The organism is Luteimonas sp. TWI662 (genome assembly GCF_039673825.1).
Classification (GTDB): domain Bacteria; phylum Pseudomonadota; class Gammaproteobacteria; order Xanthomonadales; family Xanthomonadaceae; genus Luteimonas.
Map to the genome: position 1 here is coordinate 1 of NZ_JBDJMI010000021.1, position 12,408 is coordinate 12,408.

Consider the following 12,408-nt stretch of genomic DNA (forward strand, 5'->3'; position numbering starts at 1 on the left):
GGGCAGACGGGCGGCGACGAGGTGAGCTTTGCGAATGTCGATGGCGATGCGCGTCGGCTCAGCGGGGTGGCCGCGGGTGTCGATGCGACCGACGCGGTCAATATGAGCCAGCTGAGCGAAGTCGCGGGCGAGGTCGGCGATCTCGGTGCGCTGGCGGTGCGCTACGACACCGATGCCGACGGCAATCCGGACTACAGCCGGGTGACGCTGGCCGGAACCGGTGGCACGGCGATCGGCAACGTCGCGGCAGGCGAGGTCAGCGCGACGAGCACCGAGGCGATCAACGGGGCGCAGCTGTTCGGGGTGGCCGGCTCCGTGGCCGACCATCTGGGGGGTGGCGCGGGCGTCAATGCCGACGGCACGATCTCCGCACCGACCTACGTGATCCGTGGCGGCAACTACACCAATGTCGGCGATGCATTCGACGCGGTGGATGGTGCATTCGACGATCTGGTCGTCGATGTCGGCGACCTGGGGGCGACTGCGGTGCGCTACGACACCGATGCCGACGGCAATCCGGACTACAGCCGGGTGACGCTGGCCGGGACCGGCGGCACGGCGATCGGCAACGTCGCGGCAGGCGTGGCGGCCGATGAGGCGGTCAATGTCGGCCAGCTGTCGCCGGTGGTCGCAGCGCTGGGCGGCGGCGCGGGGATCGACCCGACGACCGGCGCGGTGACCGGCCCGGTGTACACGCTCGACGACGGCAGCGACACCGGCACGACGACCGACTTCGGCGATGTGGGCTCGGCGCTGGACAACCTCGACGGGCGCACGGCAAGCAACACCACGACGATCAACAATCTGCTCGACGGCACCGAGGGTCTGGTGCGGCAGGATCCGGGCACGCTGGTGATGACGGTCGGCGGGCAGACGGGCGGCGACGAGGTGAGCTTTGCGAATGTCGATGGCGATGCGCGTCGGCTCAGCGGGGTGGCCGATGGCGTCGACGACACCGATGCCGCGAATGTCCGTCAGCTGCGCGCGGTGGAGGGGCAAATCGGCGATCTGGATGCATTCGCCGTGCGCTACGACACTGCCGACATGGCGCAGATCACATTGGGCGGAAGTGGCGGTACCGTGATCGACAACCTCGCGGCCGGGCAGATCGCGGCCGGCAGCCTGCAGGCCATCAACGGCGGGCAGATGTTCGCGAGCATGTCGAGCATGGCGGCGATCTTCGGAGGCGGTGCCTCGGTCGATCCGTTCGGCGGGCTGGTGCCACCGGACTACATGATCCAGGGCACGTTCTACAACTCGGTGGGCGACGCGCTGGCCGCGCTCGACACCGGGCTGACCCAGGTCAACGCGCGCATCGACAACCTGCCGCCTGGCAGCGGTGGCGGTGATCCGCTGGTGGCCGTCGACGGTGTGCGCGACGGCAGCGATGATGCGGCTATGGCCGATGGCCAGCGCGGCGTCTCGATCGGCAGCAACGCGAGCCACGGCGGGCGTTACGGCACCGCCATTGGTGGCGACAGCCACGCGGCCGGTGATCACGACACCGCGATCGGCGGCAATGCCAAGGTCCATGCCGACAACAGCACGGCGGTCGGCGCCAACGCCACCGTGCAGGCGGCGGCGAGCGAGGCCGTCGCGGTAGGCGAGGGCAGCACGGTCGCGGCAAGCGGCGGTACCGCGATCGGCCAGGGCGCGACTGTCACCGACACTGCGCAAGGTGCGGTCGCGTTGGGCCAGGGCTCGGTCGCCGATCGCGCTGGGACAGTCTCGGTCGGCAGCGCAGGCAGCGAGCGCCAAGTGGTGAACGTCGCGGCCGGCACCCAGGACACCGATGCGGTCAACGTGTCGCAGTTGCGCGCGTCCGAGCAGGGAACCGTGCGCTACGACACCAATCCCGACGGCAGCGCCAATCCGACCCAGATCACGCTCAACCGGGGCGGCGGCGAAGTGCTGGTGCGCAACGTGCGGGCCGGTACCGCCGGCACCGACGCGGTCAACGTCAATCAGCTCAACGCCGGGATCGGTCGTGCAATCGGGGAGGCGAACGCCTACACCGACATGCGTGTGGGGCAGATGCAGTCCGACATCTGGGAGATCGATCGCGGGTACCGCGCCGGTGTGGCGGCCGCCATGGCGGTGGCGGGCCTGCCGCAGGCCTACATGCCCGGCAAGAGCATGGTCGCGGCCGCCGTGAGCGGGTACGAGCGCGAGGCCGGTCTCGCGGTCGGCATCACGACGGTCTCGGAGAATGGTCGCTGGGTCTACAAGTTCAGCGGTACGACCAACACCGTCAACGACGTCGGCTTCACGATGGGCGCCGGCCTGCAGTGGTGATTGCAGCGGCCCCGTCCACGGACGGGGCCGTTTGCCTGGAATGCGGTTCAAGGAGACCCAGCATGCATTCGATCCCGAGTTTTTCCGTCCGCCTCTGCGCAGTGGTTCTCGTCGCCGGACTCGCTGCCTGCGCCTCGACTGGCGGCGTCGACGAGGCGCCACGATTCCCCGATCCCGCCTCGGCGAAGCCGCTTGGCGGCATCTACCCCACGGTCGGTGCGTTGCAGCCGCTGGCGCCCGGGCTGAGCAAGGACCAGCTCTACGCGTTGCTCGGCCCCCCGCATTTCTCCGAGGGCGTGTTCGGCGTGCGCGAGTGGGACTACGTGTTGAATTTCCGCGAGGCGGATGGCCAGACGGCGCGTTGCCAGCTCAAGTTGCGTTTCGACAAGGCCGGTGTGGCGCGCGACCTGCATTGGATGCCCGCCGCCTGCGCCGAGCGGACCCGGCCGCGCGATGCCCAGATCGGGGGCGGTGTGTCCACCACAGGCGAGCGGGTCGCCCTACTGTCGGCCGATACCACGTTCGTCTTCGCCAGCGCCGAGTTGACGCCGTTGGGCCGGCGCACGCTCGATGCGCTGATCGAGCGCGCCGGTGCGCTCGATGGCAGCGAGGCGATCGAGATCGTCGGCCATGCCGACAGGATCGGCCGCCCCGCTGCCAACGATGCGCTCTCGCGCCGGCGGGCAGAGGCGGTGCGCGACCATCTCGCACAGCGCGGCGGCGCAGCGGCGCGGATCTCGGTCGACGGCCGCGGGAGTCGCGAGCCGCTGGTTGCCTGCGAGGGCCTGCGCGGCGCGGACGAGATCGCGTGCCTGGCGCCCAATCGCCGCGTCGAGGTGCTGGTGCAGCGCCGGGCCACTGCCGCGGTCCCCTGAGTGGCGCCGTTCGTCGCGGCTGGCCGTGCGCGGCTGCGATGGGGATAATGCGGCATGGATGCCCGTATTCCCCTGCTGATCGACACCGACCCCGGGGTCGATGACGCCCTGGCCCTGCTGCTCGCGTTCAACGATCGCGCGCATGAGGTGGTCGGATTGACGATCGCGGCCGGCAACGTCGGCCTGCACCACACCACGGCCAACGCATTGAAGCTGTGCGAGCTGGTCGGGCGCTCCGACGTGCCGGTCTATGCCGGCAGCGCCTCGCCGCTGCTGCACCCTGCGCCGGACGCGGCCTACGTACACGGCAACGACGGCTTCGGCGACATCGGCTACGCGCCGGCATCGCACGGCCTGGAGGACGAACATGCCGCACTGGCGATCCTCCGGCTCTCGCATGTGCACGCAGGCAGCCTGGTGCTGGTGGCGCTGGGGCCGCTGACCAACATCGCGCTTGCACTCAAGCTCGATCCGACGCTGCCCTCGCGGGTGGCGCGCTTTGTGACGATGGCCGGTGCAGTCACCGGGCACGGCAACATCACGCCGAGCGCGGAGTTCAACGTCTACTTCGATCCCGAGGCGGCGAAGATCGTGTTCGACGCGTTCCCGGCGTTCGAGCTCTCGGACTGGGAGGCCACAGTGGCCCATGGCCTGCCGCACGACGAGGTACTGGCGTGGATGCAGGCGGGCGGCACGCGTGCGGACTTCTACGAAGCCATCTCGCGCAAGACGCGCGAGTGGTCGGCCGACCGCCGCGGCGACGAGTGGCACAGTGCGGATGCGCTGGCGATGGCCTGGGTGCTCGCGCCCGACGGCGTGCTGGAGACCGTCGCCCGACCGGTGGACGTGGTGCTCGACCATGGGCCGGCCCGCGGGGCGACGATCGTCGACTGGCAGCGCCAACTCGGACGGCCGGACAATGCCACGATCCTGATGCGTTACGACCGCGTGCGCTTCCACGCCCTGGTCCGCGAGGCGCTGCAGGCGGCTTGAGCCCGTCCTGGCGCCCGCCGACGGGCGCCCTTGCCGGGCGGTCCGGGCAGCGGCTATAATGCCGCTCTTTCCCTGCGCAAACTGGTGCCGCCATGAAGGCCGACATCCATCCGGATTACCGCGAAGTCGTGTTTCAGGACGTGACTTCGGATTTCAAGTTCCTCACCCGCTCGACCCTCGCGGCCACCGCGAAGGAATCGATCCAGTGGGACGACGGCAACGAATACCCGCTGGTCAAGATCGACGTGTCCTCGGCCACGCATCCGTTCTACACCGGCCAGAACAAGATCATCGACACCAGCGGTCGCGTCGACAAGTTCCGCAAGCGCTACGCGAAGCAGTAACCGGGCCGCGCGTCGCCCGCGCGACGCGTCCGGTGTGCGCAGGCGGCCGCCAGCTGGCGGCCGTCGCCGTTTGTGCGCGACGCCCATCGCATCTCCAGGTGCGGTGGGCGTCGTCGTGTTCGACGTTCCCGCAACCCAGCGACCGCGTGTCGCGGGGGGCTATGCGATAATTGACGCGTTGCGGCAAGCGCCGCGCCCGCCCCACCGGAGCATCCGCCGCTCCGGGAAACGAGGAGTCTTTTTCAGTGTCCGATACCAATTCCAAGCTCGAACAGGTCACGCTCGATGCCGCCGGCAAGTCGGTGACGCTGCCCGTCCTGCATGGCACGCTCGGCAACCCCTGCATCGACATCTCGAAGCTGCCGAAGGAAACGGGCTGCTTCACCTACGATTCCGGTTTCACCGCCACCGCCAGCTGCAAGTCCGCGATCACCTACATCGACGGCGACCAGGGCGTACTGCTGTACCGCGGCTACCCGATCGAGCAGCTCGCCGAACATTCCAGCTTCCTGGAAGTGGCCTATCTGCTGATGAACGGCGAACTGCCGTCCAAGGACGAGTTCGGGCGTTTCGAGCACGAGGTCACGCATCACACGATGATGCACGAGTCGCTCAAGTGTTTCCTGCAGGGCTTCCGCCACGATGCGCACCCGATGGCGATGCTGGCCGCGTCGGTGGCGTCGATGTCGGCGTTCTACCACGACACGCTGGATCTGCAGGATCCCGAGCAGCGCCGCCTCGCCGCGATCCGCCTGCTGGCCAAGATGCCGACGTTGGCCGCCGCTGCCTACCGCTATTCGATCGGCTGGCCGATCCGGTACCCGCGCAACAGCCTGGGCTACGTCGACCGCTTCCTGCACATGATGTTCGAGGTGCCCAGCGAGCCGCTCGAGCTCAACCCCGTGGTCGCCAAGGCGATGGATCTGCTGTTCATCCTGCACGCCGACCACGAGCAGAACGCGTCGACCTCGACCGTGCGTCTGGTCGGCTCCACCGGCGCCAATCCGTACGCCTCGGTCGCGGCGGGCATCACCGCGCTCTGGGGCCCGGCGCACGGCGGCGCCAACGAGGCGGTGCTCAAGCAGCTGGCCGAGATCGGCGATGCGAAGAACGTCGAGAAGGCGGTGCTGCGCGCCAAGGACAAGAACGATCCGTTCCGCCTGATGGGCTTCGGTCACCGCGTCTACAAGAACTTCGATCCGCGCGCGAAGATCATCCGCGAGATGACCCACAAGGTGCTCGGCGAGCTGGGGATCGACGATCCGTTGCTGGAAGTGGCGATGAAGCTGGAAGAGGCGGCGCTCAAGGACGAGTACTTCGTCGAGCGCAAGCTCTATCCGAACGTCGATTTCTACAGCGGCATCATCTACAAGGCGCTGAAGATCCCGACCGAGATGTTCACGGTGATGTTCGCCATCGGCCGCACCGCCGGTTGGGTGGCGCATTGGCTCGAGCAGCAGGTCGATCCGGAGGCCAAGATCGGTCGTCCGCGCCAGATCTATACCGGCTACGACGTGCGCGACTACCGCAAGGGCTGACGCGCCGCCGCGCCTGCGCTCAAAGAAGCCGCGGTCTCCGCGGCTTCTTCTTTGGTGCTTCGTCGGTGCCAGCGTCGCGCCGCAGTGCTGGCGCGACCGTCGCCCACGCATGGCCGCTGTCGCAATCCCCAGCCAGCACAACACACTGAAACCGAAAGCGCGCGACTTCTTCGGCGGGCGACCTCGCCTCCATCCGGAGTCGGGTTGCGTATGTCCGCAGCAGCGGACTGGCGGCCGGTGGTCGCGTCAAGCGCGCCATGGAGGGTGCGCGCCCGAGTCAGGGCAGGGTGAGCATGGGCGGCTTGCACGGCACTGCCGCGCGTCCATGCGAACGCCACGCGTGCTTCGCGTGGCCGGACCGCGAAGCGGCCTTGACCGAGGGGAGAGCGGCTTCCGGCTGGCAGGCTGCAGCCCATCCGAAGTGAAACGCCCATTCCTGCATTTGCGAGCAGAACCTCTTTTTGCTTGTTTCCCGCATGCAGGAAAAGCAGGTCGCATCGGCTGTAATCGGGCGCCTTGCAGCGCGGCGCGCTAGTCGTCGTCGTGTCCGGCCGACCCGGCAGCGAGCAATTGGCGCAGTTGCGCCCCGGACATCCGGCGGATCGGCCGATCGTCGTCGGCGCGCAGCGGCGCCTGGCGCAGCGCGTTGGCCGGCAGCACCGTCAGCTCGAACGCCACCTCGCCACCGTGGAAGGTCCAGGTCGGGCAATCCTCCCGGCGCGCGCGGTCGAGCCGGACGCGCCGACTCCGCGCCTGCGCCGGAATGCGCTGGTCGAGGAGGAAGCGCTGCACCGCATCGGCGTCGTCGCTGTGCAGATGCAGTTGCACCGGCGCCTGGGCATCGGCGGTGCCATCGAGTACGCCGCCGTGCAGACGGGGCTGGAACGGCGCGAAGAACGTGAGCGCTTCCAGCGCGGCCTCGCGGCTGCGCTGCAGCGCGTCGGCGTGCGCAGCGGACGCGAACAGGCGGCGGTACTCGCCCAGTGCCTGCTCGATTTCCTGATCCTGCGGCAGCGAGGCATCGTCGTGGATGCCCAGTCGCCCAGCGGCCTTCAGCCGGGCCTGATGGATCTCGTGGATGCCGCCCTCGGCCATGAGTCGGGCAGCCTCGTGCGCCAGACGGTGGCGACGTTCTCGGGTGCGGGCCCCGGCATGCTGGCGTGCGCGATGCATGCATGTTCCCCCGTGTCGATCGACGTACCGACTCTACGCCTCCCTCCTGGGCGGTCAAGCCATCGCGCCAGGGGCCGGCGCGATGGATTCAGGGGTGGGCCGGTTCGATCAGAAAATGTCGAACGCTTCCTCGGCCGGCACGTCGTCGATCTGCAGATCGACCTCGGACGCCATCCGCTCTAGGTCCTCGGCCTTCACGTACTCCACGATGCCGCCACCCTCGGCGCCCACCGGCATCAACCGTCCGCTGGGGGTCACCGAGACGCGCACCATGCCTTCGGGCGGGTCGTTGCGCGCTTCGGGCACGCCGTCCAGAGCGACCCGCATGAAGTCGATCCAGATCGGCAGCGCGGAGCGTCCGCCGTACTCGCGGTAGCCGAGCGAGCGGTTGTCGTCGCGCCCGACCCAGACCGAGGTCACCAGGTTGCCGCCGAAGCCGGAGAACCAAGCGTCGCGATGCTCGTTGGTCGAACCGGTCTTGCCACCGACGTCCTCGCGTCCGAGCGCGCGCGCGGCGGTGCCGGTGCCGCGGCGGACGACGTCGCGCATCATCGAGATCATCTGGTAGGCCACGCGCTCGTCGATCGCGCGCTCGGCCATGACCGGTGCCTGTCCGTCCGCACGCGCCTCGGGTTCGGGGGGCGCTTCCGCCGGCTCCGGCGCTTCGGTGACGCTGCGCTGCGCCGACGCAGGTCCCAGGTCGAAGCCGTCGACGACATGCGAGGGTGCGGCCGACTGGCCGGGGCGGCCGTCGTTGCCGCAGCCGCGGCAGGCCCGGGCCGGGTTCTCCTTGAACACCAGCGTGCCTTCGCGGTCGCGGACTTCGTCGATGAACCACGGGTTGATCCGGAAGCCGCCGTTGGCGAACACCGCATAGCCGCGAGTGACATTGAGCGGGCTCAGCGATGGCGTGCCGAGCGCGATCGACAGGTTGGGCGGCAGCTGCGACTCGTCGAAGCCGAAGTGGCTGATGTAGCGACGGGCGTAATCCACGCCGATCATGTCGAGCAGACGCACAGCGACCAGGTTGCGCGACTGCACCAGCGCTTCGCGCAGGCGCATCGGCCCGCGGAACTGGCCATCGGAATTCTGTGGCCGCCAGTCCTGCCCTCGGCGCATTCTGAACAACACCGGCGCGTCGGGCACGATCGACGCCGGGTTGAAGCCCTTCTCGAATGCCGCAGCGAAGATGAACGGCTTGAAGCTCGACCCGGGCTGGCGGAGCGACTGTGTGGCCCGGTTGAAATTGCTGCCGGCGAAGCTGAAGCCGCCGATCAGCGCGCGGACCGCGCCGTTGTCCGGCTCCAGCGAGACCAGTGTGGCCTGGCCGCGCGGCAACTGGTCGAGTTGCCAACTCACCGTGGGCGGCGGCGTGGGGGCGTCGGGATCGGCATTGGCGGCCACCTTGGCCGGGGTCTCGATCCGGCGCACCCGGGTGAGGTCGCCGCGCGCGAGCAGGGCGGACGGCGCGCGCCCCGTCCAGCGGCTGCTGGCCGCGTCCAGGGTGACGGTGCTGCCATCGGCCAGGACCACCTCCGCGGTGCCGTCGCCGCTGCGCAGCACCAGGGCCGGCAGCAGGCCGCCCTGCGGGGCGATGCCGCGCAGCCGGCGCGCGGCGGTCGCCGCGTCTTCATCGGCCGCCAGCTCGAAGGTCTCGCTCGGCTTGACCCAGCCGTGACGGTGGTCGTAGGTCATCAACCCGTTGCGCACCGCCAGTTCGGCGGCGGCCTGCATCGTCGGGTCGATCGTCGTGGTGACGTGGTAGCCGCGGGTGAGCACGTCGCCGCCGTAGCGGGCGACCATCTCCAGGCGCACCATTTCCGCGACATAGGGCGCGTACGCCTCGATCGGCCGCTCATGGGGGCTGGCGTGCATCTCGACCGCACGCGCGGCCGCCGACTCGGCCGGCGTGATGTAGCCCAGCTCCTGCATGCGCGCCAGCACATAGACGTCGCGACGCTCGCGCGCGCGCTCGGGATTGCTGATCGGGTTGCCGCTGGACGGGAATTTGGGGATCGCCGCCAGCGAGGCCATCTCGTCGAGGTCGAGCTCAGCGAGCGGCTTGCCGTAGTAGAACTCGGCCGCCGCGGCCACGCCGTAGGCGCGGTTGCCGAAGAAACTCTTGTTCAGGTACAGCTCGAAGATCTCGTCCTTGGTGAGGTTCTGCTCCATCTTGCGCGCCAGCAGCATCTCGGCGAACTTGCGGGTGAAGCTGTACTCCGAGCTCAGGAAGAACTGCCGGGCGACCTGCTGGGTGATCGTCGAGCCGCCGGGGACGCGGCGGTCGTCGGTGGTCGCCAGCAGCCACAGCGCGCGGGCCACGCCGCGGTAGTCGATGCCGCCGTGCTGGTAGAAGCGCGCATCCTCGGTGGCCAGGAACGCCTGCTTCAGGCGCTCGGGCACCTGGTCGATCTTGACCGGGTAGCGCCGCGTCTCGCCGAACAGCGCGATCAGCTTGCCGTCCCGGGCATAGACGTACATCGGCTCCTGCATCTCGATGTCGCGCAAGGTCTCCACGTCCGGCAGCTTGGAGGCCACGGCCGTGTACAGGATGCCCGCGGCCACGGTGGCCAGGACGGCCAGCACCAGGCCCAGGATCAGGACCCAGCGCAGCAAACGGCGGAAACGGGAGGCGCGGGGGCGGGGGGGCGACGCGGAATCGGGTCTCATCCGCGCAGTATAGGGCGCCATCGCCGGCCGGTCGCTGAGCGGCTGCGAGGGCCTCCGACGCCCCCTGTGCAGCGTGCCCGACCTTGCCATTGCGGGGAAAGTCCGTTATCTAATGCGCCGGGACACGCGGCGTGCGGATGCGTCCGTGGCGAAGGGGAGCAATCTGTGGGGCTCATCGCAAAAAGCCACGTGCCGCTGGTCGGCATCGACATCAGTTCGACCGCGGTCAAGTTGCTCCAGCTGTCCAGGCAGGGCAACCGGTATCGCGTCGAACACTATGCGGTCGAGCCGTTGCCGCCCAACGCCGTGGTCGAAAAAGCGATCGTCGAGGCCGAGGCGGTCGGTGACGCGATCCGGCGGGCCGTCGCCCGCTCCGGTACCCGTGCCAAGCACGCGGCCGCGGCCGTCGCCGGCTCGGCGGTGATCACCAAGACCATCCCGATGCCCGCCGATCTCGACGAGGACGAGCTCGAGTCGCAGATCGAGCTCGAGGCGGTCAACTACATTCCCTATCCGATCGAGGAAGTGAACCTCGATTTCGCGGTGCTCGGTCCCTCGCCCGGCAATCCCGATACCGTGCAGGTGCTGCTGGCGGCCTCCCGCTCGGAGAACGTCGAACTGCGCGCCTCGGCGCTGGAGCTGGGCGGGCTCATCGCCCGGGTCATCGATGTCGAGGCCTTCGCGATCGAAAGCGCGTTCGCACTGGTTGCCGATACGCTCGACATCGCCGCGGATGGTGTCGTGGCGTTGGTCGATGTCGGTGCGACGATGACCACCCTCAACGTGCTGCGCAACGGTCGCAGCCTGTATTCGCGCGAGCAGGTGTTCGGCGGCAAGCAGCTCACCGACGAGGTCATGCGCCGCTACGGGCTGAGCTACGAGGAGGCCGGCCTGGCCAAGCGCCAGGGCGGGCTGCCGGAAAGCTACGAGGTCGAGGTGCTCGAACCCTTCAAGGAGGCGATGGTCCAGCAGATCAGCCGCCTGCTGCAGTTCTTCTACGCCGGCAGCGACTTCAATCGGGTCGACCGGATCGTGCTGGCCGGCGGCTGCGCGTCGATCCCGGGCGCGGCGGCGATGGTGGAAGAACAACTCGGCGTGCCGAGCGTGCTGGCCAACCCGCTGGCGCAGATGACGCTCGGCCCGCGTGTCCAGGCGCAGGCGCTGGCCCAGGACGCACCGGCGCTGATGATCGCCTGCGGTCTCGCACTGCGGAGCTTCGACTGATGGCGCGGATCAACCTGCTGCCCTGGCGCGCCGAACGGCGCCGGCAGCGACAGAAGGAATTCGGGATCATGGCCGCGTTGGCGGCCGTGGCCGGTATCGTGCTGTGGCTGCTGGTGAACATGTACTACAACGCGCAGCTCGACGGGCAGCGCGCGCGCAATGCGTTTTTGCAGCAGCAGATCGCTGAGCTCGATCGTGAGATCGTCGAGATCGACAGCCTCGATCGTCAGCGCGCACGCCTGCTGGCACGCAAGGCGGTGATCGAGGAGCTGCAGGGCAACCGCTCGCAGATGGTGCACCTGTTCGACCAGCTGGTACGGACCATCCCCGACGGCGTGCTGCTGACCTCGCTCAAGCAGGAAGGGCAGATGCTGACGCTCGAAGGACGCTCGCAGTCGAACGCGCGCGTGAGCACGTACATGCGTGCACTCGAAGGCTCGGGCTGGATGACCAACCCGCAACTGGCGGTTATCGAGGCCCGCGACGGCGTGCCGGGGCTGCCGTACGCGTTCACGCTCAACGTCCAGCTCTCGACGCCGGCCGCCAAGGAGGCCGGCGCAGCGGCGCCTGCACCCGCCGCACCCGCCCAGGAGGTCGCCCCGTGAGCCGCAAGAAGGTGTCGCTGCGCGAGCTCGACCTCAACAACGTCGGTGCCTGGCCGCGCGAGTACCGCATCGGCACCTGCGTGGTCGTGGGTCTGCTGATCTTCGCGCTGCTGTGGTGGGGTATCACCCGCGACAAGGGCAACGAACTGCGCACGCTGGAAGACCAGGAAGCCACGCTGCGCAGCGACTTCGAGACCAAGCAGGGCAAGGCCGCCAACCTCGAACCGCTCAAGCAGCAGCTCGCGCAGATGGAGCAGCAGTTGCAGCAAATGCTGCGCCAGTTGCCGAGCAAGACCGAGATGCCGGACCTGATCACCGACATCTCGCAGACCGCGATCGCCACCGGCATCCAGAACGACCTGTTCCGGCCCGGCACCGAGGTGCCGCGCGAGTTCTACGCCGAGCAGCCGATCGCGCTGCGCATGGTCGGCACCTACCACCAGTTCGGCGCGTTCGTCAGCGGAGTCGCGTCGCTGCCGCGCGTGGTCATCATGACGATGCACGACATCTCGCTCAAACCCCGCGGCGAGGACAGCGGCGGGCTGGCTGCGATCGGCCCCAACTCGGTGCTCGAACTCTCGGGCACGGTGAAGACCTACCGCTACCTCGACGAAGAGGAGACCGCGGCGCAGGAGCAGGCGGCCGCCGCCGCGACCGGGGAGACGCCCTGATGGCCGCGATCGCCACATCG

Annotated in this window: 10 protein-coding genes; 8 read left to right on the forward strand and 2 right to left on the reverse strand. The window is 68.9% G+C overall.

The window, feature by feature from the left end; translation table 11 throughout:
* The 5 genes from ABE488_RS13680 to ABE488_RS13700 all read left to right on the forward strand — a co-directional run.
* The coding region (locus tag ABE488_RS13680) for a YadA-like family protein (RefSeq protein WP_346448930.1) at positions 1-2,295 on the forward strand (2,295 nt) is incomplete at its 5' end.
* Positions 2,296-2,357: 62 nt separating this feature from the next.
* A complete protein-coding gene (locus tag ABE488_RS13685) occupies positions 2,358-3,170 on the forward strand; it encodes an OmpA family protein (protein WP_346448932.1) in 813 nt (270 codons plus the stop codon).
* Between the two features lie 54 nt (positions 3,171-3,224).
* Entirely contained in the window at positions 3,225-4,163 is a 939-nt protein-coding gene (locus ABE488_RS13690; RefSeq protein ID WP_346448933.1) for a nucleoside hydrolase, read from the forward strand.
* 92 nt (positions 4,164-4,255) lie between these two features.
* Positions 4,256-4,507 (forward strand): type B 50S ribosomal protein L31, encoded by a 252-nt coding sequence (locus ABE488_RS13695; RefSeq protein WP_183427564.1) that lies wholly within the window; start codon positions 4,256-4,258, stop codon positions 4,505-4,507.
* 245 nt (positions 4,508-4,752) lie between these two features.
* Positions 4,753-6,045 carry a citrate synthase gene (locus ABE488_RS13700; protein ID WP_183427563.1) on the forward strand — a complete coding sequence of 431 codons (1,293 nt, stop codon included), beginning with the start codon at positions 4,753-4,755 and terminating at the stop codon, positions 6,043-6,045.
* A 531-nt stretch (positions 6,046-6,576) separates the two neighbouring features.
* Here the strand turns inward: ABE488_RS13700 and ABE488_RS13705 are convergent.
* Together ABE488_RS13705 and ABE488_RS13710 are read right to left on the reverse strand one after the other, a co-directional pair.
* Complete coding sequence (locus ABE488_RS13705; protein WP_346448935.1) at positions 6,577-7,218, reverse strand: hypothetical protein; 642 nt, start codon at positions 7,216-7,218, stop codon at positions 6,577-6,579.
* 108 nt (positions 7,219-7,326) lie between these two features.
* Positions 7,327-9,888, reverse strand: a complete 2,562-nt coding sequence (locus ABE488_RS13710; protein WP_346448937.1) for a penicillin-binding protein 1A — start codon at positions 9,886-9,888, stop codon at positions 7,327-7,329.
* A gap of 165 nt (positions 9,889-10,053) precedes the next feature.
* Between ABE488_RS13710 and ABE488_RS13715 the strand changes: the two genes are divergently transcribed.
* From ABE488_RS13715 to pilO, 3 genes are read left to right on the forward strand one after another with little or no spacing between them, the layout of a single operon-like run.
* Complete coding sequence (locus tag ABE488_RS13715) at positions 10,054-11,112, forward strand: pilus assembly protein PilM (protein WP_346443076.1); 1,059 nt, start codon at positions 10,054-10,056, stop codon at positions 11,110-11,112.
* Positions 11,112-11,717, forward strand: coding sequence for a PilN domain-containing protein (locus tag ABE488_RS13720; RefSeq protein WP_346448939.1), 606 nt, complete (start codon positions 11,112-11,114; stop codon positions 11,715-11,717). Before ABE488_RS13715 ends, ABE488_RS13720 begins: the two co-directional genes overlap by 1 nt.
* Positions 11,714-12,388, forward strand: a complete 675-nt coding sequence (pilO, locus tag ABE488_RS13725; protein ID WP_346443072.1) for a type 4a pilus biogenesis protein PilO — start codon at positions 11,714-11,716, stop codon at positions 12,386-12,388. The genes ABE488_RS13720 and pilO overlap by 4 nt, the downstream gene beginning before the upstream one ends.
* Positions 12,389-12,408: the final 20 nt, after the last annotated feature.